The 25,725-nt window shown below is 56.2% G+C and carries 28 protein-coding genes; 7 read left to right on the top strand and 21 right to left on the bottom strand.

Annotation, left to right across the window (positions count from 1 at the left end; translation table 11 throughout):
• Nucleotides 1-48 precede the first annotated feature (48 nt).
• From ABOC97_RS16975 to ABOC97_RS17050, 16 genes are all read right to left on the bottom strand, one after another.
• Nucleotides 49-2,373, bottom strand: coding sequence for an MMPL family transporter (locus ABOC97_RS16975; protein ID WP_349599995.1), 2,325 nt, complete (start codon nucleotides 2,371-2,373; stop codon nucleotides 49-51).
• Nucleotides 2,342-2,947: a LolA family protein gene (locus tag ABOC97_RS16980; RefSeq protein ID WP_349599997.1), complete on the bottom strand. Its 606-nt coding sequence runs from the start codon at nucleotides 2,945-2,947 to the stop codon at nucleotides 2,342-2,344. Before ABOC97_RS16980 ends, ABOC97_RS16975 begins: the two co-directional genes overlap by 32 nt.
• A complete protein-coding gene (locus ABOC97_RS16985) occupies nucleotides 2,944-3,366 on the bottom strand; it encodes an acyl-CoA thioesterase (RefSeq protein WP_349600000.1) in 423 nt (140 codons plus the stop codon). The genes ABOC97_RS16980 and ABOC97_RS16985 overlap by 4 nt, the downstream gene beginning before the upstream one ends.
• Nucleotides 3,367-3,369: 3 nt before the next feature.
• Nucleotides 3,370-5,061, bottom strand: coding sequence for a glycosyltransferase family 2 protein (locus ABOC97_RS16990; RefSeq protein WP_349600003.1), 1,692 nt, complete (start codon nucleotides 5,059-5,061; stop codon nucleotides 3,370-3,372).
• Nucleotides 5,052-5,402 (bottom strand): ApeI family dehydratase, encoded by a 351-nt coding sequence (locus ABOC97_RS16995; RefSeq protein WP_349600006.1) that lies wholly within the window; start codon nucleotides 5,400-5,402, stop codon nucleotides 5,052-5,054. The genes ABOC97_RS16990 and ABOC97_RS16995 overlap by 10 nt, the downstream gene beginning before the upstream one ends.
• Nucleotides 5,389-6,735, bottom strand: a complete 1,347-nt coding sequence (locus ABOC97_RS17000) for an AMP-binding protein (protein WP_349600009.1) — start codon at nucleotides 6,733-6,735, stop codon at nucleotides 5,389-5,391. The genes ABOC97_RS16995 and ABOC97_RS17000 overlap by 14 nt, the downstream gene beginning before the upstream one ends.
• A complete protein-coding gene (locus tag ABOC97_RS17005; RefSeq protein ID WP_349600012.1) occupies nucleotides 6,732-7,313 on the bottom strand; it encodes a COG4648 family protein in 582 nt (193 codons plus the stop codon). The genes ABOC97_RS17000 and ABOC97_RS17005 overlap by 4 nt, the downstream gene beginning before the upstream one ends.
• 6 nt (nucleotides 7,314-7,319) lie before the next feature.
• Nucleotides 7,320-7,571 carry an acyl carrier protein gene (locus ABOC97_RS17010; protein ID WP_349600015.1) on the bottom strand — a complete coding sequence of 84 codons (252 nt, stop codon included), beginning with the start codon at nucleotides 7,569-7,571 and terminating at the stop codon, nucleotides 7,320-7,322.
• 11 nt (nucleotides 7,572-7,582) lie between these two features.
• Nucleotides 7,583-7,840 carry a phosphopantetheine-binding protein gene (locus tag ABOC97_RS17015; RefSeq protein ID WP_349600150.1) on the bottom strand — a complete coding sequence of 86 codons (258 nt, stop codon included), beginning with the start codon at nucleotides 7,838-7,840 and terminating at the stop codon, nucleotides 7,583-7,585.
• Nucleotides 7,821-8,636: a lysophospholipid acyltransferase family protein gene (locus ABOC97_RS17020; protein ID WP_349600018.1), complete on the bottom strand. Its 816-nt coding sequence runs from the start codon at nucleotides 8,634-8,636 to the stop codon at nucleotides 7,821-7,823. The genes ABOC97_RS17015 and ABOC97_RS17020 overlap by 20 nt, the downstream gene beginning before the upstream one ends.
• Nucleotides 8,633-9,358, bottom strand: coding sequence for a beta-ketoacyl synthase chain length factor (locus ABOC97_RS17025; RefSeq protein WP_349600020.1), 726 nt, complete (start codon nucleotides 9,356-9,358; stop codon nucleotides 8,633-8,635). The genes ABOC97_RS17020 and ABOC97_RS17025 overlap by 4 nt, the downstream gene beginning before the upstream one ends.
• Nucleotides 9,359-9,698: 340 nt before the next feature.
• Nucleotides 9,699-10,826: an ABC transporter substrate-binding protein gene (locus tag ABOC97_RS17030; RefSeq protein ID WP_349600023.1), complete on the bottom strand. Its 1,128-nt coding sequence runs from the start codon at nucleotides 10,824-10,826 to the stop codon at nucleotides 9,699-9,701.
• A 23-nt stretch (nucleotides 10,827-10,849) separates the two neighbouring features.
• The gene (locus ABOC97_RS17035; RefSeq protein WP_349600025.1) at nucleotides 10,850-11,620 is read right to left on the bottom strand and encodes an ABC transporter ATP-binding protein; all 771 of its coding nucleotides are present in this window, start codon (nucleotides 11,618-11,620) and stop codon (nucleotides 10,850-10,852) included.
• Nucleotides 11,620-12,621, bottom strand: a complete 1,002-nt coding sequence (locus tag ABOC97_RS17040; protein WP_416013963.1) for a FecCD family ABC transporter permease — start codon at nucleotides 12,619-12,621, stop codon at nucleotides 11,620-11,622. The genes ABOC97_RS17035 and ABOC97_RS17040 overlap by 1 nt, the downstream gene beginning before the upstream one ends.
• Before the next feature lie 282 nt (nucleotides 12,622-12,903).
• Entirely contained in the window at nucleotides 12,904-13,800 is an 897-nt protein-coding gene (locus ABOC97_RS17045; RefSeq protein WP_349600031.1) for a DMT family transporter, read from the bottom strand.
• Nucleotides 13,797-14,603: an alpha/beta fold hydrolase gene (locus ABOC97_RS17050; RefSeq protein WP_349600033.1), complete on the bottom strand. Its 807-nt coding sequence runs from the start codon at nucleotides 14,601-14,603 to the stop codon at nucleotides 13,797-13,799. Before ABOC97_RS17050 ends, ABOC97_RS17045 begins: the two co-directional genes overlap by 4 nt.
• Nucleotides 14,604-14,753: 150 nt before the next feature.
• Here ABOC97_RS17050 and ABOC97_RS17055 point away from each other — a divergent pair, with 150 nt between their 5' ends.
• From ABOC97_RS17055 to pgeF, 6 genes are all read left to right on the top strand, one after another.
• The gene (locus ABOC97_RS17055) at nucleotides 14,754-15,653 is read left to right on the top strand and encodes a LysR family transcriptional regulator (protein WP_349600035.1); all 900 of its coding nucleotides are present in this window, start codon (nucleotides 14,754-14,756) and stop codon (nucleotides 15,651-15,653) included.
• Nucleotides 15,654-15,721: 68 nt separating this feature from the next.
• Complete coding sequence (locus tag ABOC97_RS17060; RefSeq protein ID WP_349600038.1) at nucleotides 15,722-16,330, top strand: class I SAM-dependent DNA methyltransferase; 609 nt, start codon at nucleotides 15,722-15,724, stop codon at nucleotides 16,328-16,330.
• 165 nt (nucleotides 16,331-16,495) lie between these two features.
• Nucleotides 16,496-17,263 (top strand): basic amino acid ABC transporter substrate-binding protein, encoded by a 768-nt coding sequence (locus ABOC97_RS17065; protein ID WP_349600041.1) that lies wholly within the window; start codon nucleotides 16,496-16,498, stop codon nucleotides 17,261-17,263.
• 65 nt (nucleotides 17,264-17,328) lie between these two features.
• A complete protein-coding gene (locus ABOC97_RS17070; RefSeq protein ID WP_349600044.1) occupies nucleotides 17,329-18,093 on the top strand; it encodes an amino acid ABC transporter permease in 765 nt (254 codons plus the stop codon).
• Nucleotides 18,080-18,802 carry an amino acid ABC transporter ATP-binding protein gene (locus tag ABOC97_RS17075; RefSeq protein WP_349600153.1) on the top strand — a complete coding sequence of 241 codons (723 nt, stop codon included), beginning with the start codon at nucleotides 18,080-18,082 and terminating at the stop codon, nucleotides 18,800-18,802. The genes ABOC97_RS17070 and ABOC97_RS17075 overlap by 14 nt, the downstream gene beginning before the upstream one ends.
• Nucleotides 18,803-18,891: 89 nt before the next feature.
• The gene (gene pgeF, locus ABOC97_RS17080; RefSeq protein WP_349600047.1) at nucleotides 18,892-19,611 is read left to right on the top strand and encodes a peptidoglycan editing factor PgeF; all 720 of its coding nucleotides are present in this window, start codon (nucleotides 18,892-18,894) and stop codon (nucleotides 19,609-19,611) included.
• A 46-nt stretch (nucleotides 19,612-19,657) separates the two neighbouring features.
• Here the strand turns inward: pgeF and ABOC97_RS17085 are convergent, their stop codons facing one another.
• Entirely contained in the window at nucleotides 19,658-20,089 is a 432-nt protein-coding gene (locus ABOC97_RS17085) for a hypothetical protein (protein WP_349600050.1), read from the bottom strand.
• Between the two features lie 447 nt (nucleotides 20,090-20,536).
• Here ABOC97_RS17085 and ABOC97_RS17090 point away from each other — a divergent pair, with 447 nt between their 5' ends.
• On the top strand, nucleotides 20,537-20,887 hold the full coding sequence (locus ABOC97_RS17090) for a hypothetical protein (protein ID WP_349600052.1): 351 nt from the start codon (nucleotides 20,537-20,539) through the stop codon (nucleotides 20,885-20,887).
• On the opposite strand, the gene ABOC97_RS17095 is transcribed toward ABOC97_RS17090, so the two are convergent.
• The 4 genes from ABOC97_RS17095 to ABOC97_RS17110 form a co-directional block, all read right to left on the bottom strand.
• The gene (locus ABOC97_RS17095; protein ID WP_349600054.1) at nucleotides 20,884-22,446 is read right to left on the bottom strand and encodes an EAL domain-containing protein; all 1,563 of its coding nucleotides are present in this window, start codon (nucleotides 22,444-22,446) and stop codon (nucleotides 20,884-20,886) included. The two genes, ABOC97_RS17090 and ABOC97_RS17095, sit on opposite strands and share 4 nt — an antisense overlap.
• Nucleotides 22,447-22,733: 287 nt before the next feature.
• A complete protein-coding gene (locus tag ABOC97_RS17100) occupies nucleotides 22,734-24,020 on the bottom strand; it encodes a TRAP transporter large permease (protein WP_349600057.1) in 1,287 nt (428 codons plus the stop codon).
• Nucleotides 24,021-24,048: 28 nt separating this feature from the next.
• Complete coding sequence (locus ABOC97_RS17105; protein ID WP_349600059.1) at nucleotides 24,049-24,558, bottom strand: TRAP transporter small permease; 510 nt, start codon at nucleotides 24,556-24,558, stop codon at nucleotides 24,049-24,051.
• A 61-nt stretch (nucleotides 24,559-24,619) separates the two neighbouring features.
• On the bottom strand, nucleotides 24,620-25,597 hold the full coding sequence (locus tag ABOC97_RS17110) for a TRAP transporter substrate-binding protein (RefSeq protein WP_349600062.1): 978 nt from the start codon (nucleotides 25,595-25,597) through the stop codon (nucleotides 24,620-24,622).
• Between the last annotated feature and the right edge of the window lie 128 nt (nucleotides 25,598-25,725).

A 25,725-nucleotide genomic window follows, 5' to 3' on the forward strand; every position in this document is an offset into this window, starting at 1 on the left:
ACTGCGAAAATTGCGGCGGGAGCCTGTTTCAGCCGGTGAAATATCGGTCTAATCATGTCGTTGTTTTCTCTTTTTCCCGGGCATCGCCAGCGGCGACAGCAGGAAGGCGGTGAAAATCCCGCTTACCAGCACGATACCGAAGCTGCTGATGGCCTGAGTGGCGCTAAATACCAGCATCCCGAGGGTGAGCAGGGTCGTCAGCATCGCCAGGGTAATCGCCAGCAGCGAGGTGAGCGGGGTGCCGCGCGGGTTACTGAAAAATAGCGTGTAGTTAATGCCTATCCCCAATACCAGCACCAGCGCCAGCAGTGAAAACAGGTTTACCGTATGGCCGCTGAGTGCGAGCGTTGCCAGGCCACAGCCGAGCGACAGCAGCGACGGCACAAGGCTTTTAAGCCCGTGACGCCAGCCGAGCCGAGCCACTGCGCCGCAGGCAATCACCGCCAGTGCGACGACCAGTAGTCCGGTCAGCAGGTGACGATAGAGGGCAAACAGTGCATCGACGCTGCTTTTTCTGTCGACCCATGCGACGCCCGCAGAATAGCGTTGGCTCAGTTTGCCCAGCGCCGCGCTGTCTTTGACTCCGCTCACCGGCACCAGCACCGCGCTTTCGCCAGTGGTCTGAGTGAGCCACATCAGCCGCCAGCCTTCGCTGGCCGGGCTGGCAAGCCACGCATCGACCGTCACTGGCATAGCGCTAAGAGAGGCGTTTACCGTTGTCATCCCGGCGCGCTGTAGTGCGCGGGTCACCGCCGGTGCGGCCTCTTTTAATAGCGTTAAATCCTGCTGTTGGCGGGCGAGTGAATTCAGCGGCAGGGTGCGATAATCGTCGAGCAATCCATCGGCTTTCGCCTGTGCCAGCGCCGGGATAAACTGCTCCATCCGCTCCAGCGTCTGCTGGGCCGACTTACCGTAGACCACAAACCACTTCTGATCGACGCTCTGCCCGGTCAGCGCGGTAATCGCTTTTTCCTGCGCCAGAATATCCTGCGGCAGCGCCTGCAGTTGGGCGATATCATCATCGACCCGCAGCGTCGCTGCTCCCGCCAGTGAAAACAGCGCCAGCGCCACCGGCAGGCCAATTGACAGCTTTTTATTGCGCCGCCACGCTGCCAGCCAGCGCAGCATCAACCCCATCGCCGGGACCGGACGCACCGGCAGACCCCGGCACAGCCACGGATGCCAGAAAATCACCGTCAGGCAGGAAGCGCTCAGTCCTACCGCCGCGAACAATGCCATCTGGCGAATGCTGGGGAAGGGAGCGAGCATTAACAGCAGGTAGGCGACCACGGTGGTCAGCAGCGCCAGCAGCAGCGCGGTACGCACTTTGACAAGGCTTTGCCACGGTGACGTTTCTGCGCCGTGCACCATCCGTTCGGTCAGGTAATAGAGCGTGTAGTCGGCGGAAATGCCGATAATGCTCATGCTCATCACCAGCGTCATCAGGTGTAGTTCACCAAAGAGCAGCAGCGTCACCACGGTCCCCGCTAGCGCACCGATGCTGATGGAGATAAGGCACAGCAGCAGCGGACGCAGGGAGCGGAAGACGGCGACGATCAGCAGCAGCACGCCCAGCACCGTCACCACGCCGAGGGTCGAGATATCTTTTTTCGCCTGCTGGCTGGCATAGTCGCTGTAGAACGCCGTGCCGCGCGACAACACCTGCGCCTGCGGATAGCGTTCTTTCAATGTCCTTTCCAGCGAGCCAAGCGTCGTCACCAGATGGTGCGTTTGCTGCATATCAAACGATGACCCGGCCAGCTCGCCGTGGAGCAAATACCAGTAGTTCCCCTGCGGGTCCTGGGTGACCAGCCAGCCGTCCATCAGCCGTAGACGCTGGCCGCTTTTCGCCATCGCCAGCTGTGCGCCGCGCGTCAGCATCAGCGGGTCGTTTTGCAGCTCTTTGCCGCTCACGCCGGAGAAAGCCGAGTAAAGCTGGGAGAGCACCCACTGCGCCTGCGCTTCGCCGCCGTGCTCCAGGCGTGCGCGGGTGTCATTATCGATAAGGCCATTACGGTGCTGCCAGAAGAAGGTTCCCCATGCCTGCTGGCTTTCGGCATCCATTGGGCCTTTCACTTCGGCCAGTATTTTTGAGGCCTGTAGCTGCGTAAGCCAGGCGCGGGCGACGGTCGGGTCGGCTTTTTTACCGGGACTGACCAGCCACACCAGTTGCCTATCGAGGCGCTGCATAAAGCCGTCGTTGAGCGCGGGCGGAATGGCGCCCAGCGTCTGTTTGGGCAACATCGCCAGCACGCTGCTGTTGAGCCGCGCCTGCGGCAGCAGCGTTAGCAGTATGCCCAGCAGCAGCAGGCAGACGGCTCCCCACAGCAGCGCGGGGCGTTTACTGGGCGGCAAAGCGTTGGCGTTCGTCATCGGTCAGTTGCGCTGGGGTCAGTTGCTGTTGGGAAAGTACGATATCGGTGCGGTCGCCCTGTTTATCGTTCAGTTGAATGGTGTCGAGATAGGTGCTTCCGGCTAAATCAATGGTGGCAAAGATCTTATCCAGCGGGGTGGTGATGGGCGTCAGGCGCAGCGTCCAGCGGCCTGCGCCGAGGTCGGAAAATTCGACGCGGAAGTTTTCTTCCAGCACCTTACGGTCGGCCTGAAACAGCGCGCGCAGCAGATGGTTAAACTGGAACATCTGCGGATTATTCTCGGCGGTAATGATTTGCGGCGGCTGGCCGTTAATCGCCTGTACCATCCGCTTGTCATCGAGCAGTAGCTGCATCGGGAACGGCGAGGTTTGATCCCACAATAGCCCCCGATCGCGGGCGATCAGCATGTTGCCTGCGGATTTCAGCGGCTGCGGCAGATCCTTTATCGTGCGGGTCTGCGTGAAGTGCGCGCGCACCACCGGCTGTTCGGTGAAGCGCTGTTGCAGAGTATCCAGCGTCATGGCGTTAACCAAAGGGCTTATCAGCAGCGCTAGCAGCGGCAGGAATTTCATGGCGTGACCCCCATTCGTTCAAACAAAATCGCCGGACTGACGAAGCACAGCTCGCGGCTGTGTTCTTCCACCGCCACCTGGATGGTGTAACCGGTGGTGGTGCGCTGGCCGCTTTCGGCGTCAAAAATTTCATAGCCGATACGCAGACGATTTTCGAACTCTTCAATTCGTGCACGGACACGAATGCGCTGCTCAAAGGTCAGAGCATGGCGATATTTCACCCGGGTATCGACCACCGGCCACAGATAGCCGGAATCCTTCATCTGGCGATAGCCGTAGTCAAACTGGTTGAGCAGCGCTTCGCGAGCAATCTCGAAATAGCGGAAATAGTTGCCGTGCCACACCACGCCCATCATATCGATGTCGTGGAAGGCAATGGACAGCTCGACTTCAGCCGTAAAACGGGGATCGTTAAGCACCCTCTACTCCTTGTCTTTGGCTTCCGGCAGTTGCCAGAAATCGAAAAAGTTAAACCAGTCGAGCGGCGAGCGCAGCGCGTAGTGCTCAAGACGCTCGGCATAACGGTCGATGGCCTGCTGTAGTGCCTGCTGCCGGTCGGCGCGCGGTAGCAGCAGCGGATCGGCAAACGGCTCACAATAAATATGCAGTTTTCCCTGCTGGCGGAGGGCGAACAGCAGATCCACCGGGCAGCGTAACAGCGAGGCGAGAATAAACGGCCCCTGTGGGAAGGGGGCTTTTTGCCCCATCAAGCGGCTCCAGCAGATGCGCCATTCGCCGCCGCGCTGGGGATTAACGGCGATGCGGTCGCCGACGATGGCAATCCACTCGCCGCGGTCGATCTTCTCTTTGAGCAGGATAGCGGTGTCCGGGCCGATATCGGTGACGGGCATCAGGTTTAGCCCAGCCTGCGGCGCCATCTCTTGCATGATCTGCTTAAAACGCTGGGCGTTATCGCTAAACACCAGCGCGTTAATGGTTTTGCTGCCCGCTCGCTGGGCCAGTGCGCGGCAGACTTCGACATCGCCGAGATGCGAAACCAGCAGCAGCTTGCCGCGCGCTGAGTCGACGTCGAGTGCGGCTTCCGCGCCGGGGGCAAAGACCACATCGCGGCCAAACTGTAGCTCGCCGCGCCAGCCGGCGATTTTATCCAGCATCGCTTCGCCAAAACGCAGGAAATGCCGATAGCTGGAGAGATTTTCCGGAAGCGGCTGCTGACGCGCGAGCAGCTCGGCCCGCACGCGGGTTATCCAGTTTTGCGACGCCCGACGCGCGCGGCTGGCCGTCAGCCAGTACACGCCGACCACCGGGTACAGCAGGCACGAAAATGCGCGGCGGCCCAATATCCGCCAGACCCACAGCATCAGACGCATTCCCCACAGCCCTTTGACTTCCTGCTGCCGCGCCCAGTGCGCAGACGTGCGGCGAAACAGCAGGCTGGGAATGCGCGGCAGCATGCCGAGAAACAGCCGGGTGTGCATCCAGGAGATACGCAGATTGTCCTTCAGGGCATCGAAATGCGATAGCCCATCCGGCGGGTAGGTGACGCGGGTCGGAATAAAATAGCTGGTGTTGCCCTGCCAGTAGAGACGCACCATCACTTCGGTATCAAAGTCCATGCGTTTACCAAGCGTCACCCGCGCAGCCAGCGCCAGCGTCGGTGCCACCGGATAGACGCGAAAACCGCACATGCTGTCTTTAAGCGTAAGTGACAGGGTTTCAATCCACACCCAAACGTGGGTTATCCAGCGTCCGTACAGGCGTGAACGGGGAATGGTCTCATCGTAAATAGGCTGCCCGGAAATTAGCGCCGTCGGGTGCTGCTTCGCCTGGGCCAGCAGTTTGGGGATATCTTCAATCGCGTGCTGACCGTCGGCGTCCACCTGCACCGCGTGGCTGAACCCAGTATCCGCCGCCGCCTGCAAACCGCGAATCACCGCGGCACCTTTGCCGGCGTTTTCCGGCAGACGAATCAAGGTCAGATGGGCGGTCTCTTCCGCCAGACGGGCGAGAGTTTGCTGAGTTTCAGCGTCGCTACCGTCGTCCACCACGATGCACGGCAGGCCAAACGGCTGTAGCCGCGCGAGCACGTCTGCCATCATTGCGCCGTGGTTGTAGCAGGGGATCAGTACGCAGGGAGTAAAGGTTAGCGACATAGTGAAATCTTACCGCTGCTGGCGGTGTGCCGCGCATCGCCGTCGTGGCGCTGGTAGCTAAAGGTAAGAAGTTGGCGCGCCTCCTGCCACTCCAGGGTCAGCGTGACGGTCACGCCCGGTAACAGCGGCGATTGAAACTTGACGTTTTTCAGGCTGGTAAACCGCCAGCCGGGGGCGAGAACGCTGGCATAGTGCATGACCCAGTCGATCTGCGCCACGCCGGGCAGCAGCGGCTGCACGGCAAAATGCCCGCGAAACCAGGACAGTTCAGGGTCGAGATGTAGCACCACCTCGAGCTGCTGCGGATGCGCCTGGCGGCGCTCAAGTTCAGCGGCTTTCATCAAACAACTCCTGTAATTGCGCATCAACACGCTTGTTCATACTGTTGACCGGGATCTCATCGACAACGCGCCAGTAGCGGGGGATGGCCACCGGTTCAAGCCATACGCGCAGCGCTTTGCGCCACGCCAGTTCCTGCGGTTTCCCCCAGATTTCACGGTGGCTGTCGTCCAGCACCAGCACAACGCCCACGCTCTGACGACCGCCACGGCTAATGGGCAGCGCCGCCGCTTCGCGAACTCCGTCAAGGGTGAGCAGACGTTGCTCCACTTCGCCCAGTGAGACGCGTTTTTCTTCAATTTTAACGATCCGGTCGCGGCGTCCCGCCAGGTGGAACTGCCCGTTGGCGAGAATGTGCAGGCTATCGTCAAGTGAAAACCCGCGATCGTCGGTAATTAACGGTGAAAACAGGCGGAAACCTGCGTTTTCATGACGCAATTCAACGCCGGGAAACGGCTGCCATGCGGCATTCGGCTGTTGATGCGAGCGCCAGGCGACCACCCCGGTTTCCGTGCTGCCATAGATTTCGTCCGGCCAGATCTCGAGCCCTTTAGCCACCTGCGCGGCAAGCTGGTCGTTGAGTTCACCGCCTGCGCTGATGATGAGCGCAATGGGCGGCGGCGTCAGCTGATAATCGAGGCGTTTTAAAAACGCCGGACTGCTGATAAACGCATAGCGATGCTGGTGGCTAAGCGCCGCAAGCTGCTCGGCAAAGCCGATAATTCCGGCATGCAGCGGCAGCCCTAACGCCATTGGCAGCATGACGCGAAACGTCAGGCCATAGAGATGCTGATGGGTAACGGAGCTGACTACCCGGCAGCCGCTTAGGCGCTCGGCAAAGCGCGTGGCCAGCAGGCTAGCTTCAGCGTCAAGCTGTGCCAGGGTTTTGATCACCCGCTTTGGCGTGCCGGTTGAGCCGGAGGTATAGAGTTCAATTGTCGCATCCGGGCGTAGCGCCGGGACGCAACAGGATTCAGCGGAGGTCCGCGCCGAACGAACGGTGATTCCCGGCCCTTGCCAGGGCAGGGCGTCATCGCTTAATACGCCGTCGAACAGCGTATGCTGCTCATTTAATAATGCCGTGCGGCTGTGTCCGGGCAGCACCGGCGTTTTGCCCGCGTGCAGCGTGGCCAGCAGCGCCACGATAAACAGATAGCTGTTATCAAAGCATAGCGCCCAGCGCACCCCGTTTTGCTGTTGCAGATAGGGGATCAGTTCCGCCACGTCGTGACGCAGATGGCCCAGCGTCCAGCACCGATCGTCAAGCCACGCAATCGGCGTGTCGGCCGGGCGCGGAGCGGCCAGCCACTCGGCAAGCTTAAGCGGAGGGTTCATGGTGTCTCTCGTTTCTTAACGCGCTGGCGCACCAGCCATTCGACGGCCATTAAGCTGCCCATCAGCAGATAAGCAATCATGCCGTTCCAGGCGGTCCACAGCGAAATATCGCCATACAGCGCGGTCAGCAGCGCAATCCCACCGTTGATGATGAAAAACAGGCACCAGACTTGGGTGACGCGGCGGGTATAGCGAATGCCAGCGGGCGATAACTGCGGTTCGCGCAGGCGGGCGATGCGTTCGACAATTGGCATTGCAGACCACAGCGAGCCGCCGAAAACGGCCAGCATTACGGCATTAACCACCACCGGATAGAACAGCAGCAGCTGATGCGTTTTCAGCAGATAGCTGGCGGCGCACAGCGTTATCCCGACCGTGGCCACTAGCTGTATCACCCGGCGCAGCGGCCCGGCCTGACGCCGGGTCTGCCACAGACGTAATAACAGTAATAGCGCCATTAGCGGCAACAGCCAGCGCAGGCCGTTATGCGCCAGCCCAAACCAGATTAAAAATGGCCAGGCCAGCAGCAGTAATCCTGTTAGCAGCGATAACAATGGTCGCGAGCGTACGCCCGACACGGCGAGTTAGCCTTCTTTAAACAGACGTTCTACCGCATCCACCACGTCCTGCACGGTGCGGACGGCTTTAAACTCTTCCGGCTTGATTTTGCTACCGGTTTTCTTTTGCAGATGGACAATCATGTCGATGGCGTCAATGCTGTCCAGTTCCAGATCTTCATACAGACGCGCGTCAGGGTGAATATCCTGCGGATCGAGTTCAAACAGCTTCACCAGCAGCGCGGAGACTTCTTCGTAAATGGCGTTTTTATCGGTCATGATGGATCTCCTTAGGCTTGCTGTGCGTGAATATAGGCGGCTAATGTGGCGACGGAGAAGAAGTGCTGGCGCATCTCTTCCCCTTCGGACGATAGCACGATGCCGTAGCGGTTTTTCACCGCCAGCCCCAGCTCCAGCGCATCGATGGAGTCCAGCCCCAGACCATCGCCAAACAGCGGCGCGTCGGTATCAATATCCTCGGCGGACAGTTCATCCAGATTCAAGGTGGTGATAATAAGATTTTTTATTTCAAGATAGAGCGCTTGCATCATTAATTCCTGTGCCAGGCGTAGTACCTGATTGTAATTGATGCAAAAGATGCCGGTTTAACTGCCTTGCCGCCAGCGCCGGTTCTTGTCTTTTTGCATCGTAAAATTGGTCGATCTGCACTCGCTCGCCCACCGTAACGGTAAAGCGAGGCTTGGTTGGCGGTGCGTTGTACCACTTGCTCTGTTTACCCAGCATATGTTCGGTACAGCGGATAACCACCACTCGCAAATCGCTGGCGCAGCGTACGGCGATATTCGCCGCGCCGCGCTGCAACGTCATTTTTTCCCCGGGAAGGGTACGGGTCCCTTCGGGAAAAATCAAAATCGTATCGCCCTGTCGCAGGCGCTGGCGGCAGGCGGGCAGCAGTTTTTCCGCCTGATCGTTAATCAGATAGTCCGCCGCGCGGATAACGCCGCTGAGGAACGGATTGTGCAACAGCGCGCTTTTCACCATGCAGTCGGTTTCCGGCATCACCGATGCCAGCATCACATAATCAATCAGGCTGGGATGGTTGGCTACCACCAGACAGCCGCGATCCTGGCGTAAAATCGCCTGGCCTTCGATGTGATAATCGAGGACGCCGATACTTTTCACTACCGTCAAAAACAGACGAAAGCTGGCGGAGATGGAGCGTCTTGCCAGGCTGCGGCGGCGCTGTTTATCGCGTACCGCCACCAGCAACAGATTGAACCACACTACCGAGAGCAGTAGCCCGCCAAGGCCAAACAGCGCAAAACAGACGCCGGTCATTGCCGCGCGCCACAGTCGGTTTAGCCGGGAAAAAAGCCCGCTCATGAACGCTGCCAGCGCCACGCGAGGCGTTCACCGGCAACAGTGAAGTCGGACGTGTCTTGCAGATAGTGCTGTAAGAATTGCAGGCTTTGCGGCAGCGCGGCCTCTTGTGGATTAGCCATCTGCGGCTGGGTTTCACAACGTAAGTTGCTCCCGGCTTCGATCACCAGCGCCACGGCATACGGCCAGGTCGGCATCGCGGGCGCTAGATGCGGGTGATAAAACTCGGGAATTGCGCCGTCGAAATCGACCATCAGCACCCGCTGGAAACCGGCCTGTAGCAGGCACATCACTTCGCACAGCCCCTGCTGGAATGTCTCTTTCCCGGCGGAAAGCGAGGAGGAGACAATCGGCTGCCTGGCCGCGATGGTCAGATTACCGACCGCCGAGTTGTGCACCGATAAGGCAAAATCGGTGGGGGAGAGCGCCTGTTCGGTCGCCAGCGCGTGCAAAATTCGGTAATTACGTTCCAGCTCACCGTGGCGGCTGGTATAGAGGACGGCGTCAATCTGATGACGACGCAGCATCGCCATCCCGCATTCGACGGCCAGCTTGCTGCCGGAGCTTAGACGGCGGGCGGTCATCATCGGCAGCTCGCACAGCTTTGCCTGTGGGGCGGCGGGATCGATGGCGTGCGGCTGCCGTGACCATGATAGCCACTGCGCCGTATCGTTTAATCCTGGGGCCATTGCCTGCCAGTCGGTAATGTTAATGGCAAATTTCATCAATGCGTGTGAGTCATCTATTGGTGAAAATGATGGCGCTACTACGCCACCTTATTATTTTTTTATTATGGTATATCAATCAGGTACGCTTGGGATATTCGCTTTATGGAGTATCGCGAAGAAATTATCCCGCAATACACGTCATCAGCCGATGCCCGGGTCGCGTCGTTGCATAAAATTTTAGAGTATCGCAGCAATTTTAGCGGCAAATCGACCGCAATCTATCGCCTGTTATCCGATATTCTGCCGCCCATCATAACGTGTTGTGGAAGGGCTTGCGAATTGCAGGGAATTTGAGTTGGCTGACCGGGCCAGAGGCTGACCCGGTCGGTGCAGTGAATTACTTCGCAGGGGTGTAGCTCAGAATCACCTTATCGTCCGGGAGGTCGGTAAAGCGGGTAATCAGCGTATGGTAATCCGCCAGCGGATCGACATCTTTAAACTGCGTTGGGTAGAAAATCTTACTCAACGTTTCGATGGCGATAATATTGTACGGATTATTGTAGAAGTGATGGTATAGCGCGCCCGTATGCCCGGCGACCACCGCCGGAATGCTGCTCACGCCTTGACGGCCCAGCAGTGCGTTAAAGGCGTGGGTCACGTCGCTTTGCTCAACGTTGTAGCCGAAAGGAATAATCGCCGTCCCTTTGCCTGGACGCTTTGAACCGGTCATCAGATAGTAGTCCGGGTTCATGGCGATGATTTTCTCCACCGACACGTTGCCAGTTGCCCCCGGTAGCAGCAGCGAACCGATATTCTCGCCGCCCGCGGCTTCTACCAGCCCGCCCCAGCCGTTGCGCGCGTGGGTGAAGCAGCAGCCGTTATCCAGCCCGGCGACCCCGGCAATCGGCTCGATAAACACCAGCGGTTTTTTCTTCACGGTTGCCAGACGCTGATGCAGCAAATCCAGCCGCTGCTGATAGAAATCGAGATAGGCTTGTGCGCGGGCGCTCTGTCCCAGCACTTTCCCCAGCATGGCAATGCTTGGACGGGTATTTTCCACCGGATGCAGTTCGTAATCGACGAATACCACCAGTATGTGCAGCGCATCCAGCTTCGCCAGCACGCCGCTTTGCGTTAGCGAAGGCTTGGCGCGCAGCTGGGCAATCATCAGATCCGGATGGCGGGAGAGGATCGTTTCCAGATCGACATTGCCCTGGTCGGAAAACTTCATGTCGAGGATTTTATCCGCCTCGGGCCATTTGCGTTTCAGTACGTTCCAGGTCTCGCTATCCTGCTTTTTCGGCAGGTTATTCCACGCTACCACTTTGGCGAACGGATCCTCACGCTCCAGCACCGCCAGCGTCAAAATATCGCGGCCATCCTGCAAAATAATGCGCTGTGGTTCCTGCGCAATGGTGACCGTGCGGTTATCGAGATCCGTTACCGTCACCGGCCAGTTCTGCGCCAGCGCCAGCAGCGGCGAGAGCAGCAGGGCTGCGCCCAGTATTGCCTTCTTCATCGTCATGTTTCCCCGTGTTGCATTTATTGTTATGTCGTTAAACCATCGACCACCACGTGGGGCAGCCCTTGTGAACAGCGTTCGACCCGGCCGCGTACGCCGTAGACCGTCGCCAGATTCTGCGGCGATACCACCGCACCCGGCTCGCCGCTGGCCACCAGCGCGCCGTCTTTCAGCATTAGCGCGTACTGGGAGTGACGCAGGGCGATGTTGATATCGTGGATAACCACCACGGTGACGATATTGCGCAGCCGGGTTTCGCGGGCGACGATATCCATCACGTGAAACTGGTAGTTGAGATCGAGGGCGCTTAGCGGCTCATCGAGCAGCAGCAGTTCCGGCTGACGAATCAGCGACTGCGCCAGACCAATCAGCTGCTTCTGGCCGCCGGAAAGCTGGTCGAGATAGTGCATCGCCAGATGGGCGACGCCGAGTTTTTCAAGAATGGCGTAGGCTTCGGCCTCAACGTTGTCGCCGCTGCTACCGCTGGCGCGGCGTGCCACCACCACCGACTCCAGCGCGTGCAGGTGAACGCCCGCTGGCAGCGACTGCGGCAGGTACACCACTTTTTGCGCTCGCCTGGCCGACGATTGCGCCGTGAGTTCTTCGCCGTTAAGAGCGATGGAGCCCTGCGCCGGGTTAAGATCCGCCAGCGCGCGCAGCAGCGTGGATTTCCCGGAACCGTTTGGCCCCAGCAGCGCGGTGATTTGCCCGCGCGGCAGCGTCGGCGTGGTTAAGCCCGCGATAATCTTCTTCTGGCGATAGCCGGTGTGCAGGGCGTTAATGGTTAATCCGTCCATTACAGCGTCCCCCGATGGCGAATAATGATGCTCAGGAAGAACGGCACCCCGACCAGCGAGGTCACAATGCCGACCGGAATGATCACGCCGGGAACGATATTCTTCGACACCACCGAGGCCAGTGACAGCACCAGTGCGCCGATCAGCATGCTGCCCGGCAGATAAAAGCGGTGATCTTCGCCGAACATCATGCGTGAAATATGCGGCGCCACGAGGCCGATAAAGCCAATGGGGCCGACGAAGGCGACGGTGAGCGCGGATATAATGCTGATCCGCAGCAGTGAGGCCAGCCGCAGCTGGCGCACGTTAATGCCAAAGCTGACGGCGCGGTCTTCGCCCAGACGCAGCGCGGTGAGCTTCCATGCGCTTCTTAATGACAGTGGCACGATAATCAACAGCGCCACCGCCAGAATCGCCAGCTTGTCCCACGAGGCGCGCGCAAGGCTGCCCATGGTCCAGAACACCAGGCCCTGCAAGGTGTCTTCGCTGGCGACGAACTGCAAAATGGAGATCAGCGCGTTAAAGGTAAAGACCAGCGCAATGCCGAACAGCACCACGCCGGAGGTGGCGACCCGCGTCCAGCGGCTGATGCCGTCGAGAATAAAACAGGCCATCAGCGCAAAGACAAAAGCGTTCACCGAGATAAACCACTGGTCCGGCACGCCGGGAATACCCAGCCCGAGAATAATCGCCAGCGCCGCGCCAAACGAGGCGGCGGAGGAGACGCCGAGGGTAAATGGGCTGGCAAGCGGGTTATTGAGCACCGTTTGCATTTCGGCACCGGCGAGGCCCAGCGCGAGGCCAACCATAACCGCCATCAGCGCGAAGGGCAGACGTAAATCCCAGACGATGACCCGAATACCGGCATCGGCGGTGTCGGCGTGAAACAGGGTTTGCCACAGCGTGGTGACTGAGATACCTGAAGGGCCAAGGGTAAAATCAAGTAGCAGTGAGCAGACGATGCACAGCAGGACAATACCGGCGAGCAGATAACGCTGCATAACCACCCGACGATAGCGGCGGGAAATCGCCAGGGCGTCAGATTCAACGCTGGCGGCAAGGCTGGAATTCATTGGATAACCTTATGGATCACGGCAAAGTCAAAAGACCTCCCGCCCGTCCGGTGGCGAAAACTGCAAGATATCCAATATCCTGGAGAGAGCTGGCGACGATATAAAAACTGATAATGCTTATCAATTCAATATTGAAACTATTAGCGTTCCATTGATTATTTGTTTAAGTGGGAAGGCGGCGGCCGCTGTCTGGCAGGGCCGCCGTGCGGTCTATCGTCTGATGACCACCAGCAGGCCGCACACTACCAGCCCGGTGCCCAGCAGTTGCTCAATTGACAGCGGCTCGTTGAGCAGCCACCAGCTAAACAGGATGGTCAGAATTGGCCCGATCAGGCCAATTAGCACCGCCTTTGCCGCGCCGATGCGGGCGATAGCGGAAGAGAGCCAGAAAATGGGCATTACCGTCGAGAACACCGCCATACCGGCGCTGTAGGCGTAGATCTGCCACGGCAAGTGCAGTGCCGTCAGCGGTCGCGTGGCGAAGAAGTGGATCTGGGTGGCGATAATCGACACCAGCAGCGCCAGCACCGAAAAGCGAATGGCGCCCATGCGGCCAATCGCCACCTCGGCCCCGGCGCTGTAAATGGCGTAGGTGATGGCGCAGCCAAACACCAGCGAACCGCCGAGCACTACCGCGCGGGTGTCGGTGGTGAAACCCAGGTCGTGCACAAAGGCAATCAGAATACCGCCGTAGGAGAGCAGCATCGCCAGCAGCAGCTTTTTCTCAAACCTTTTACCGAGGAAAAACACGCCAATCAGGATGGTCAGCATCGGGTAGGTAAACAGAATCAGCCGTTCCAGCCCGGCGGTGATGTACTGTAAGCCCATAAAATCGAGCATTGCCGAGGCGTAGTATCCCGCCACGCCGAGCAGCACCAGCAGCCCGTAGTCGCGACGATGCAGCGCTTTGGTGCGACGCAAAACCGGCAGCGCGGTCAGCGCAATCAGCGGTAGCGACATCGACATCCGCAGCATCAGCAGCGTGACCGCATCGACCGGCGCCACCTGATAGGCCAGCTTGACGAAAATGGCCTTGAATGAGAAACCAAACGCCGCCAGCACCGCCAGCGAAAAACCGGCCATCTGCGAGGAGAGATTAAGCCTCATGCCACGCGTTCCTGCAGCTCGCTTATCTTTTGCCACATCGCCAGCGGGTTGGAGTACATCGGGAAATGGCCGCAGTGTGGGATCTCCGCCAGCGTCACGCCGCGGCGTTCAATCTCAGCCAGATAGCTCAGGGTGTTATTTTGCTCGCCGTACATAAACATCGTCGGGCAGGGCAGATTGAGGAATTTAGCCATCAACTCGCCGTGGTCAGAATAGTCGACCATTGAGGTGAAAATCGGGCGTGCCGCCGTCGCGCGCACTTTATGCCGCAGGCTGGCGGCATAAAGTGCGCTGGCCCAAGCAGGGGAGCGATGGGTGCGGGCGATAAAATCGGCAAAGAACTGTTCGTCGTCGCCGTCGGGATAATCAATCGCCTGGCGGCTCAAAAAGCAGTCTTCTGGCGCAATATTGCCTTCGATATCGACAAAGCTCAGCACCCGTTCGGGATGGGCATGCGCCAGCATCAGCGCGGTAAGGCCACCCATCGAATGACCGACCAGATGAAAGCGCGAGAACCCCAGCTTATCAACCATCGCCAGCGCGGTTTCTACCAGCAGCGGAATAGAAATTTTCTTCACATCGCTACAGCGTGTTTCGCCGCACCCCGGCGCATCGTAGGCCAGAAACGGTCGGTCATTGAAGGCTGTGTGGCGCACGATATCGGCGTAGTCCTCTTTGGTGGAACCGAAGCCGTGAAGGAAAACGATAGGCTCGCGCGTGCCGGTACGGTAAATGGCGGCAACCTCGATATCGGTTCCCTGTACGGTGATGGCCTGCTGCAGGCGGTGAAATTCGCTGGACATAAAAACTCAATAGATGAACTTAGAAACGGTGATGTTCGCCTGGCATCTCTGATATGTAAAATCGCATTAAGATAATGGTCTGATATATTTTTAATATCGATTGACGTTATGATCCCGTCCGCGTCGGCATACACAGGGGGACCAAAGGCCATGATTAATTTCCGTATTATCCGTCACATGTGGCTGTTTCTCGCCGTGGCGGAGGAGAAACATTTTGGCCGGGCGGCGAAAAAGCTCGGTATGACTCAGCCGCCGCTGACCCAGCAAATTCAGGTGCTGGAGCAGTCGCTTAAAGTCCAGCTTTTTGACCGCTCCAAACGCAATGTGCAGCTTACCCCGGTGGGACTGGCGATTTTGCCTGCGGTTAAACGTTTTGCTGAACAGGTGGAGCGGCTGGAGCTGGCGGTCAATGAAGCGGTGGCTGGACACACCGGGATGCTGACCATCGGCGCTATCAGCACCGCGATGCTCGATGTCCTGCCGCCGCTGCTCGATAGTATGAAGGCGCAGTACCCGGAAATCGTCATTTCGATTAAAGAGATCGACAGCGCCGAGGCGATTCCGGCGCTGCAAAATGGGGATATTGATCTCGCTTTTGCTCGCCTGACCGGCGAAATGGGCGAGGGAATTGAACTGCTGCCGCTCTCCAGCGCCGAGCTGGTAGTGGCGCTGCCGAAGCACCATCGACTCGCCGGGGCGTCGCGCATTGCCATTCGCGAGCTGATGAACGAAGCCTGGGTGATGTTCTCCCGTCATCTAAGCCCGGTCTATTTCGATAGCATTACCGCCGCCTGCCGCAGCGCAGGCTTTTCACCGCGCATCATTCACAGCGCCCGCTCGGTGGCCTCGCAGATTGCTTTTGTCGGCTGCGGGCAGGGGATTGCGCTGGTGCCTGACTCGCTAGAGCGCCTTTCACCGGCAAACGTCGTCACCGTTGCGCTCGACATTCCAATTGAAGTCGTCACCACGGCGGCGGCCTGGTCGGTTCAGCGTAATAATCCGTTAGTTGATAAGTTTATTGCGTTAATTCCGCCGTCCGCACAAGTGTGAATGCTCCGCCAAATCAGGCTGGATGCCGGATTTGGTTTGTTATCAAAACCGTTTATCACGAGGCCACCATGACCGATCCAGCCGCTAGCGCCATTGTTGAACTCTACCAGCGCCATGCCGAGGCGTTTGCCCGTTTGCGTTCGCGCTCGCTATTTGAAAAACGCTGGCTGGACGCATTTTTGTCCGCCATGGACCGTACGGGGAGCGTTCTCGATCTAGGCTGCGGCAACGGCCAGCCGATTGCCGGGTATGTTATTCAGCAGGGTTTTGCTCTGACTGGCGTTGATGGCGCTGAGGCCATGATAAGCCGCGCCCGCACCCGATTCCCCGCACAACGCTGGCTACAGCATGACATGCGCACGCTGGCGCTGGGTGAAACCTTTGACGGCGTGATTGCCTGGGACAGTTTTTTCCATCTCAGCCAGGACGACCAGCGGCAGATGTTCGCCGTCTTCGCCCGCCACAGTCACCCCGGTAGCGTGTTGATGTTCACCAGCGGCCCCGCTGACGGCATTGCCATGGGGCAGTTTGAAGGCGAGCCGCTGTTTCACGCCAGCCTTGCCCCGGAGGAGTATCGAGCAAAGCTTACGGCAATTGGTTTTACGGTGCTGGAGATGAAGGCTGAAGATCCTGACTGCGGCGGGCATACCATTTGGCTTGCGAAAGCCGCGGGGTAACACCGACACGATGCGAACCGTCGGTCCACCGATAGTCCGGCGGTACATTCCATTCAACAAAATGCTTAATTATTATAAGCCGCGATAATAACGCACTTGATGTATTGCGTATTTCGGATTAGTTATGTATTTTTATGCAAATTAACTGCATAAAAAGGTAATCACATGATCAGCAAATGGCTTAAAGCCTGTTGTTTTACCGCGGCCCTTGCCGCCAGCGCCCACGCGGCAGCCGAAACCTATGTTGTTGGCGCCGGTGGCACCTACCGTCCGTTCGAATTCGAGAATAATCAGAAGCAGTTAGAAGGCTTTGATATCGATATCATTAAGGCCATTGCTAAGGCAGAAAACTTCGATATCAAGCTGGTTAACACCCCGTGGGAAGGTATCTTTGCGACCCTGGGAACCGGCGACCGCGACATCATCATTTCCGGCATCACCATTACCGATAAACGTAAGCAGATGGTGGATTTCTCCGCGCCGTATTTCCCTGCGGAGCAGTCTATCGTGGTGGCAAAAGATTCCAGCGTGAATTCACTGGCGGCGCTGAAAAACGAGAAAGTCGGCGTGGTGAACTCCAGCACCGGCGATATCGTGGTTTCTGAGGTGCTGGGTAAAAACAGCACGGCGATTAAACGTTTCGACAATACCCCTTTGATGCTGCAGGAGCTGTTTGAAGACGGCGTGAGCGCGGCGGTGGGCGATGTGGGCGTGGTGAAGTACTACATCAAACAACACCCGGAAAAACAGTTCAAGCTGGTGCCGGATGCCAAATTTGAGCGTCAGTATTTCGGCATTGCGGTGGCCAAAGGCAACAGTGAATTGCAGGGTAAACTGAATGCGGGCCTGAAGAAGATCGTGGCTGACGGTACCTACGCCAAAATTTATCAGACCTGGTTTGACGCCGACGTACCTGCATTACCCGCGCAGTAAGGCTTTTTTCATTTTTTACGGCGAACGCCTATCGGGCTGCTCGCCGTTTTTTTCAGGGATAAATTATGACGGGATTCCGTTGGGAAATTATCGAGGAGTATGGCCCGCTGTTCATTGACGGCGCGATAATGACCCTCAAATGTACCATTATCTGCGTGATCCTCGGCACGCTGTGGGGGCTGACGCTCGGGCTAGGGCGGATGGCGAAAGCAGAGCACGGGCCGTGGAAATACGTGTTGCGTTACCTGGTGCAGTTCCCGGTCCGCTTTTACGTCAGCGCCTTTCGCGGGACGCCATTGTTTGTGCAAATCATGGTGGTGCACTTTGCACTGGTACCGTTATTCATTAACCCTCGTGATGGTTTACTGGTTGCCAGCGGCGTGATGAGCAGCGATTTTGCGCGCGAACTGCGCTCAAACTATGGCGCTTTTTTGTCGTGTATTGTCGCCATTACGCTTAACGCCGGGGCCTACGTTTCCGAAATTTTCCGTGCGGGCATTCAGTCTATCGACAAAGGGCAGATGGAAGCTTCGCGTGCGCTCGGTATGCCGTGGTGGAAAACCATGAGGAAGGTGATTCTGCCGCAGGCGTTTCGTCGTATTCTGCCGCCGCTGGGCAACAATGCGATTGCCATTGTTAAAGACTCCTCGCTGGCCTCTGCTATCGGGCTTGCCGATTTGGCCTACGCTGCGCGGACGGTATCCGGGGCCTACGCCACTTACTGGGAACCGTACCTGACCATTTCACTGGTGTATTGGGTGATTACGTTCGTACTGGCGCAGTTGGTTAATCGTCTGGAAAAGAGGTTTGGCAAAAGTGATTCACATTAAAAATCTACATAAACACTTTGGTGAAAGCCACGTTCTGCGCGGTATCGACTGTGACATCCAGCCTCAGGAAGTGGTATGCGTGATAGGGCCGTCGGGTTCAGGTAAAAGTACCTTCCTGCGTTGTATGAACGCGCTGGAAACGGTGAGTGAGGGTGAAGTCGTGGTCAACGGCTTTGCGGTTCACGATAAGAAAACCGATCTCAATAAAATGCGCGAGAGCGTCGGGATGGTGTTTCAGCGCTTCAATCTGTTCCCGCACATGAGCGTGCTGGATAACCTACTGATGGCGCCGATGTCGCTGCGCGGGATGAGCCGTCAGGACGCGGTGGTGTTTGCCGAAGGTCTACTGGCGAAAGTCGGGCTTAGCGATAAGCGCGATGCCTGGCCATCGAGCCTGTCCGGCGGGCAGCAACAGCGTGTGGCCATTGCCCGGGCGCTGGCAATGCAGCCATCGATTATGCTGTTTGATGAACCCACCTCGGCGCTGGATCCTGAACTGGTTGGGGACGTGCTGGAAGTGATGAAAAACCTGGCGCGCGAAGGGATGACGATGGTTATCGTGACGCATGAAATGGGCTTCGCGCGGGAAGTAGCCGACCGGGTTATTTTTATCGACCAGGGCATTATTCAGGAGCAGGGCACGCCGGAGACCATTTTTAACGCGCCGCAGAACCCGCGTACGGCGTCGTTCCTTAGCAAAGTGCTGTAATTTATCATCGCAGGCGATACCCGCTGACTTGTCAGAAGGGGATCGCCGCAGTACCGTTATGAGCGACATACTCATGGCGATGGATAAATATGGCCTGGCACTCTCACTTACTGGCGGACATTCCCGGGGTTCGCCACGCGTTTCTTGATGTTCATGAATCTGCCGTTTTCGATAAGTCGCAGCTTGTCGATATCAAGCAGGTTCATGGCAAGGAGATTCTGCATTTCACGCAACAACCCGAGCACCGGCCGCTGGTGGATGGCGTGCTGACCTCGCGGGTCGGCTATCCGGTGGGTGTTGTGACCGCCGATTGTCTGCCGCTATTAATGGCATCACGAGATGGGCAGCATATTGCCAGTATACATGCCGGGTGGCGTGGCACGGCGGAAGGAATCATTGAGGAGTCCGTCCAGCAATTTGCTGAACTCGGCGTACCAGCGGGTGAAATTATGGTGGCTATTGGGCCGCACATTCGTGCCTGCTGTTATGAAGTCTCGGCTGAATTTTACGATGCCTTATTGCAGACGCCGGCGAAAAGTGTCGTCCAGTCGAATCGACAATCATTGTTTACCTCATTTCCCCGTCAACCGAATACCAACAGCGCCGCTGCACGTGAAGTGAACAGCCTATGGTTTGATTTACCGAAATTCAGTTTATTGCAGCTGGCGAGTGCGGGTGTGCCAGCAAAAAACATCGAGGTGGTGGCGAGGTGCACCTACTGCACGCCGGAATCACTCGGCTCGTATCGGCGCAGAACGCATGTTCCAGCCGCGAAAACGCAGCAGATAGCGTGGATAGTGAAGGACTGAGGGTGAGGTAAAGCGGGCAGAAGAGGGGGACTGCCCGCTGGAAGAATTAATTCAGGCGATCGTTGACGCGATCACGGGTGTCTGAAACGCGGTCGCCACGAGAATCTTGTCGGCTGTCCTGCCCGTTTTCAAACTGATCCTGGCGATTATCCTGGTTGCCGCGGAAGTTATCCTGGCGGTTATCCTGGTTCTCTCTGAACGCGTCCTTGTGGGCATCAAGCCCTTCGCCAAAGCTGTCCTGGCGGTTATCCTGATTATCACGGAACGTATTCTGACGGTGATCCTGGTTATCACGGTAGTTGCTGTGCCTGTCTTTGGCACGATTATTAACGTCATGCAGCTGATTTTTTTCTGCCTGATGCCGCGAATGCCGCGCATTTACATTTTTGTGATGAATATTATCAATGGTATTTGCCATTGCGGAGCCAACCATCAGGCTGCCGACAATTGCGAGAGCGATAGCCGTATATTTTTTCATAACAGAGTCCATTGCTAAGAGAAGATACCTAGCTTAAATAGATGCTTTAATTTAATCAAAAAGAGAATAAGTCTACATCCGGAGCTACTCTGCCACACATTAATCTGTAAACGAGTGTGTTTAATAAATCCTAAGCTGCAATGGGGTGTCATCTGCCGGGGCACCTGCTATGCGCTGCGGGCCGAATTCAGCATCCGTCATTGTGCTACCGCTCGGCACTGGGTATTCAAGGTCAGAGTAACAGCAATAAATTAGCGGAATTATTGCTTCCACTCTTTTTATTTTCCGGAATTTATATTTCCATTTTGGCCGTAAATAATGTGAGGTATATTTTGTTTTACGCCACGGAATTTCATTTCTCTATTTTTATTGCGCCAGAACAAATTAACGATATTGATAAAATCGGTATGGTGGCCGGCCAATTTAATAACGGTTGACCCTAACACGATGAAACACCTGGTTTTACTTTTCGCTCTTTTTACCGCCGCCCCCGCCTGGGCGCTGGATTTTACGTCAACAATTCTACGTTTAAATTGCCCATCGCGCGGATTGGTTGAAATCACGCTGCACGTTTATGACCATGTCTCCGAGCAGTGGAAAGGCCATTATGAGGTGGGCGCGGGCCACCGGACGCACGATGGCATGAACCTGGTGAAATTCGCCAACGGAGACCAGTTCATCCATAAAGCCCGCAGCGGCGAATTTCTCTTTCGTTACGCCGGAGAAAAGGTGCTGCGACATTGCCATAAGCTGTCAGAAAGCCCGCTCTCCGTGCAGGCCTTACCCTATCACCATTAAAGCTTCGTCTGGTTGAGATTATCCTCAACCCAGTCGATAAATACTTTCTTAGGCAGCGGCTTGCTAAACAGCCAGCCCTGTCCTGATCGCACACCGTGCGCCACCAGCCAGTCACGTTGGTGAGGGCATTCAACCCCTTCGGCGACTGTCGACAAATTCAGTGATTTCGCTATCTCAATGATGTGGCCAATGACGTGATTACACTCCAGCGTATCGACGAAGGATTTATCGATTTTTAACGTATCGACTTCCAGATCCTGAAGGTAGCTGAGGCTGGAATAGCCGACGCCAAAGTCGTCAATATAGACCGTGTGGCCAAGTTCGCGGTAAGCCTGAAGTACCGGAACCGCCGTTTCGGGATCCGCCAGATTACGTTCGGTCAACTCGATGGCTATCTGCTTGGTGGCAACTTGCCACTGGCGGACCTGCTGATTAATCAGCGCCGGGAGCGTAGGGGAGAGCAGGTCGGCCGCCGCGATATTGATCGAAATATACATCTCGGGATTCTGCGCCAGCCAGCGGCCCATATCGTTAAAAACACAACGCACAATGTACTCAGTCAACGGACTGATAACCCCGGCTTCTTCCGCAAGGGGGATGAAAATATTCGGCGATAGCCAGCGGCCTTCCGGCTGCTGCCAGCGGGCCAGCGCCTCAGCGCCGATCACCCGGCCACTTTTTAGCTCCACGATAGGCTGATAGTGCACGGTGAATTCCCCGGCCTTTATCGCATCAAGAATACGGTAGTGGGAGGATTGTAGCCGCCGCATAATTCGCACCACGGCAAAGGTGGCAAGCGCGCTGAGCACCAGACCTACCGGTAGCCAGAACAGTAGCTGGTGAAGCCAGTTGTTATCGATGGGCTCGGTTGGCGACCAGGTTAGCAGGATTGCGCCGACCGGCGGCAGTTTCTGCTGCTTATATACGGTGCCGTTAACTTCCAGCGTTGGCTGGAAGGTATGCAAGGTGTTTTGCCAGATATCCGGATCGATCGGGTAATTGCTGGCAATCACCCGATGTCCACGGGTGGTGATGACAGCGGCATGAATAGGGTATGCCGGATGCGGGAGCACATCGATAAGCGAATCCGGGTCGATAACCGCCATGTGTTTACCATGACTGATTGCGACCATATTGTCATCGGTCTGCAGATCGTGCCGCGAGGTCAGCCACACGTGGTAGCCAGCCGGGGTGACAAATTCAGACCCCGGTACTTTTTGTGAGAGGTTATTTCTGAGCAGATTACAGGCGCTGTCAGCGCTATCCAGATAAAACATACTCTGAATATACTGATGGATATACGACACTTTTTGGATCAGCTGCAGATGTTCCGGGCTGCAAGGGACTCCGCGAAAGCTATTTGCCTCATCGAGTGCGGTACGGGTTTGCTCTTTGACATGATTAGTGCGCGCCAGCACGCTTTGGGCGTAGCCGTCCATTTCCTGTTCAAACTGATCGTGGGCCTGACGATGCGCCAGCCAAAGGCTCAGAATAATGGGTAAAAAAATAGAGACGATCAGCACGCTTGTGATGTGTCTGACCGGACGCTGCGTGGGCATCGAAATTCCTTAACGATCGTGCGGGGTATGGGGGATGTAACAGGATGCGAATTATATAACCGGTTAATCCCCCTGGCGATATCAATATAAAGAATGTACCTATTATAAGATTATTCGTGTAGTGCTTTTGTTAAGAATCATGCTTAAGAATTAACTTATCTACCAAAAATAGGGAGGATCGCCTCTCCTCATCCTTGCAGCATGATGTTTTTTTGCCCGCCATGAACGCCCTCAGTCCGTGACCATTAGCATTAATGTGCGGGGCTACCAGCGGTAGCCCCAGGCGATTACATTACGCCGAAGAATTTAGGCAGGAACAGCGAAATAGCGGGGATATAGGTGACTAGCATCAGTACCAGGAACAAGACGGCGTAGAACGGCAGCATCGCTTTTACCACTTGCTCAATTTTCTGCTTACTCACTGCGCTGGCGACAAACAGAACGGAACCTACCGGAGGGGTAATCAGGCCAATCCCCAGGTTAACCAGCATAATCATACCGAAATGAACCGGGTCGATACCCAACGCGTTGGTGACTGGCAGCAACACTGGGGTGAGGATCAGGATCAGCGGTGCCATATCCATCAGCGTACCAATAAGCAGCAGCATGATGTTAATGCACATCAGGATGACGTACTTGTTATCGGAGATGCTGGTGAAAGCCTCGGTGATTCGCATCGGTAGCTGCATGTAAGTCATGATGGCACCGAAAGCGGCGGCAAAGCCGATAAGGATCATCACGATGGTGACGGTTTTTACCGTCCGGTACATCAATTTTGGCAGTTCAGACCATTTGTAATCACGGTAGATAAACATGGTCACGAAGAATGACCACAGGCAGGCAATCGCCGCTGATTCGGTCGCGGTAAAAATACCGGAAAGGATCCCGCCCATAATGATGACCACGGTCATCAATCCCCACAGGGTGTCGACGAAAATCTTCAGTGCCTGACGAAAAGGGACGCGTTCACCTTTTGGATAGCCACGTTTGTGGGCAAAGCCGACGCACATAACCATCAGTGCAAAGCTCAGCAGCAGCCCCGGCAGAATGCCCGCGATAAACAGGGCGGCAATCGAAACCGTGCCGCCGGTGGCCAGCGAATAGATGACCGAGTTATGGCTCGGCGGCGTAAGAATCGCCTGTACCGAGCCGCTGGCAGTGACCGCTGCGGCAAAATCGCGCGGGTAGCCTTTTTTATCCATCTCCGGGATCATGACCGAACCAATGGAAGCCGTATCGGCGACCGAAGAACCGGAAATGGCGCCGAAAAACGTTGAGGCGACGATATTAACCAGCGACAGCCCACCGCGAATAAAGCCGACGAAGATGTAGGCAAAATTGACCAGTCTGCGGGCGATACCCCCTTCCGCCATAATGGCCCCGGCCAGGATGAAGAACGGGATTGCGAGCAGTGAGAATTTGTTCACCCCATTGGTCAACTGGATCATGACCGCTTCCAGTGGGATATCGATGTACCAGGCGCCAATGATGGCGCTAATACCCACCGCGAAGGCCACCGGTACCCCGATAGCCAGCATGATAGCCAGCGTAAAGACGAGAATTAATGCATCCATCTGCTTTCCTTTTCTCAACATTAGGGGGTTAACTGGTGGAACCCAGCGTAACGACAGGGCGTTGATACTGCGGGCCGCGCCAGAGCTTTTCGATGATGAAAAGTATCGTGATGGCGGAACCAATAGGTAACGGCAGGTAGTTTTCACCGGCGGTCAGCAGCGGAAATTCCGCCACCGGCTGCTCCCACAGCTCATAGCACAGCAGGCTGCCGTACCACAGAATGAACAGGCTGATGGCCATCATCATGATGTCGGCCAGAATCAGGCAGACGCGACGCGAGCCTTCGCTCAGGCGATCGGTCACCATGCTTACCGCGATATGCGACCCGGCGCGATAGCTGACGGCGGCACCGATAAAGGTAAATGTCACCATGCATAAAATGGCGACCGGTTCAGGCCAGGAGAGAGCGCTGTTCATGACGTAGCGAGCGAAAATACCGACGGGAATAACAGCAACCATGACTAAAAGAGCTAGCCCGGCAATCCACATGGAGATCCGATAGATAAAATCCATGATTGACGAATAGCGTTCATCCATATGCATAACCTCGAATTAATACGAAGGCTCAGGCGGATGAAAAAATCATCCGCCTGAAGTATTACTTCACATCCTGAATTTTCTTGATCAGATCCTGGTGGTCTTTACCGTATTTATCACGCACAGGTTGTGTGGCATTATAAAAATATTCGGTATCGATATTATGGAACTGTACGCCGTTGGCTTTCATGGTTTCGAGTGATTTCTCGTTATAGGCTTCCCATAGTGCACGTTGCTCGGCCTGGGCTTCTTTTGCCAGACGCAGAATTAATTCCTGATCTTCCTTTTTAAGCTTGTCCCATTTTGGTTTAGAAAATAAGAACAGTTCAGGAATAATAAAGTGTTTACTCCAGGTATAGTTCTTAGCGACCGGTAAATAGTTATGTGCCACAAAAGTTGGAGGGTTATTTTCGGTACCGTCAATAACGCCGGTTTGCATACCGCTGAAGACTTCACTGGTGCCCATGGCGACAGCGTTGGCGCCCATGGCTTTCAGCGTATCCAGCGCTACCGGGCTGGTTTGCACACGAATCTTCATCCCTTTGAGGTCTTCGGTTTTCACCACCGGTTCTTTGGTTATCAGGTTACGGGTTCCGGCATCCATCCAGCCGAGGAAGACCAGCCGTGACTTGCTGTTACCGGTGAGGCGATCGCCAATTTCCTGGCCAATCATGCCGTCCAGCACATGGTGCATATGGCTTTCGTCGCGGAAGATATACGGCAGCGTAAAGACGTTAATTTCCGGCAAAATAGCGGCAACGGGCGCCATCGATACGCGAATAATGTCGATAGCCCCCAGCTGGGCCTGCTCGATCATCTGCTTCTCATCGCCGAGTACGCCGCCGGGGAACGTTTTAATGTCCAGGCGGCCCTGGGTTGCCGTATTGAGCTTTTCACCCATATGTTTGACGGCGACAACGTTGGGATAATCTGCCGGGTGAACGTCTGCAGCGCGCAGCGTTTGGGCGAGAGCAGAACCGGCGGTGAATAATAGGGTGGAACCAATGCATAAACTTAACAGGGTCTTCGTCAACTTCATCTTCCTTCTCCAGACGCTTATTAATATCCGTTAATAGGGACAAAAAGAGTGATAACCGTCTGGGGTAAGGAGACGGCGAATAATGACTATAACGATGTTACGCAGCTAGATTAATTGCTGTAACAAAT

It is taken from the genome of Kluyvera huaxiensis (genome assembly GCF_040149365.1).
GTDB lineage: Bacteria > Pseudomonadota > Gammaproteobacteria > Enterobacterales > Enterobacteriaceae > Kluyvera > Kluyvera intermedia_A.

Bases quoted from the DNA above. Each gene is read 5' to 3' on its own strand.
- ABOC97_RS17000 (WP_349600009.1), bottom strand. From the start codon at position 6,735: ATGAACCCTCCGCTTAAGCTTGCCGAGTGGCTGGCCGCTCCGCGCCCG.
- ABOC97_RS17055 (WP_349600035.1), top strand. From the start codon at position 14,754: ATGATTAATTTCCGTATTATCCGTCACATGTGGCTGTTTCTCGCCGTG.
- ABOC97_RS17020 (WP_349600018.1), bottom strand. From the start codon at position 8,636: ATGAGCGGGCTTTTTTCCCGGCTAAACCGACTGTGGCGCGCGGCAATG.
- ABOC97_RS17100 (WP_349600057.1), bottom strand. From the start codon at position 24,020: ATGGATGCATTAATTCTCGTCTTTACGCTGGCTATCATGCTGGCTATC.
- ABOC97_RS17070 (WP_349600044.1), top strand. From the start codon at position 17,329: ATGACGGGATTCCGTTGGGAAATTATCGAGGAGTATGGCCCGCTGTTC.
- ABOC97_RS16975 (WP_349599995.1), bottom strand. From the start codon at position 2,373: ATGACGAACGCCAACGCTTTGCCGCCCAGTAAACGCCCCGCGCTGCTG.
- ABOC97_RS17065 (WP_349600041.1), top strand. From the start codon at position 16,496: ATGATCAGCAAATGGCTTAAAGCCTGTTGTTTTACCGCGGCCCTTGCC.
- pgeF (WP_349600047.1), top strand. From the start codon at position 18,892: ATGGCCTGGCACTCTCACTTACTGGCGGACATTCCCGGGGTTCGCCAC.
- ABOC97_RS17090 (WP_349600052.1), top strand. From the start codon at position 20,537: ATGAAACACCTGGTTTTACTTTTCGCTCTTTTTACCGCCGCCCCCGCC.
- ABOC97_RS17035 (WP_349600025.1), bottom strand. From the start codon at position 11,620: ATGGACGGATTAACCATTAACGCCCTGCACACCGGCTATCGCCAGAAG.
- ABOC97_RS17030 (WP_349600023.1), bottom strand. From the start codon at position 10,826: ATGACGATGAAGAAGGCAATACTGGGCGCAGCCCTGCTGCTCTCGCCG.
- ABOC97_RS17085 (WP_349600050.1), bottom strand. From the start codon at position 20,089: ATGAAAAAATATACGGCTATCGCTCTCGCAATTGTCGGCAGCCTGATG.
- ABOC97_RS17105 (WP_349600059.1), bottom strand. From the start codon at position 24,558: ATGGATGAACGCTATTCGTCAATCATGGATTTTATCTATCGGATCTCC.
- ABOC97_RS17110 (WP_349600062.1), bottom strand. From the start codon at position 25,597: ATGAAGTTGACGAAGACCCTGTTAAGTTTATGCATTGGTTCCACCCTA.
- ABOC97_RS17050 (WP_349600033.1), bottom strand. From the start codon at position 14,603: ATGTCCAGCGAATTTCACCGCCTGCAGCAGGCCATCACCGTACAGGGA.
- ABOC97_RS17040 (WP_416013963.1), bottom strand. From the start codon at position 12,621: ATGCAGCGTTATCTGCTCGCCGGTATTGTCCTGCTGTGCATCGTCTGC.
- ABOC97_RS17095 (WP_349600054.1), bottom strand. From the start codon at position 22,446: ATGCCCACGCAGCGTCCGGTCAGACACATCACAAGCGTGCTGATCGTC.
- ABOC97_RS16980 (WP_349599997.1), bottom strand. From the start codon at position 2,947: ATGAAATTCCTGCCGCTGCTAGCGCTGCTGATAAGCCCTTTGGTTAAC.
- ABOC97_RS17010 (WP_349600015.1), bottom strand. From the start codon at position 7,571: ATGACCGATAAAAACGCCATTTACGAAGAAGTCTCCGCGCTGCTGGTG.
- ABOC97_RS16995 (WP_349600006.1), bottom strand. From the start codon at position 5,402: ATGAAAGCCGCTGAACTTGAGCGCCGCCAGGCGCATCCGCAGCAGCTC.
- ABOC97_RS17025 (WP_349600020.1), bottom strand. From the start codon at position 9,358: ATGAAATTTGCCATTAACATTACCGACTGGCAGGCAATGGCCCCAGGA.
- ABOC97_RS17060 (WP_349600038.1), top strand. From the start codon at position 15,722: ATGACCGATCCAGCCGCTAGCGCCATTGTTGAACTCTACCAGCGCCAT.
- ABOC97_RS17045 (WP_349600031.1), bottom strand. From the start codon at position 13,800: ATGAGGCTTAATCTCTCCTCGCAGATGGCCGGTTTTTCGCTGGCGGTG.
- ABOC97_RS16990 (WP_349600003.1), bottom strand. From the start codon at position 5,061: ATGTCGCTAACCTTTACTCCCTGCGTACTGATCCCCTGCTACAACCAC.
- ABOC97_RS17015 (WP_349600150.1), bottom strand. From the start codon at position 7,840: ATGCAAGCGCTCTATCTTGAAATAAAAAATCTTATTATCACCACCTTG.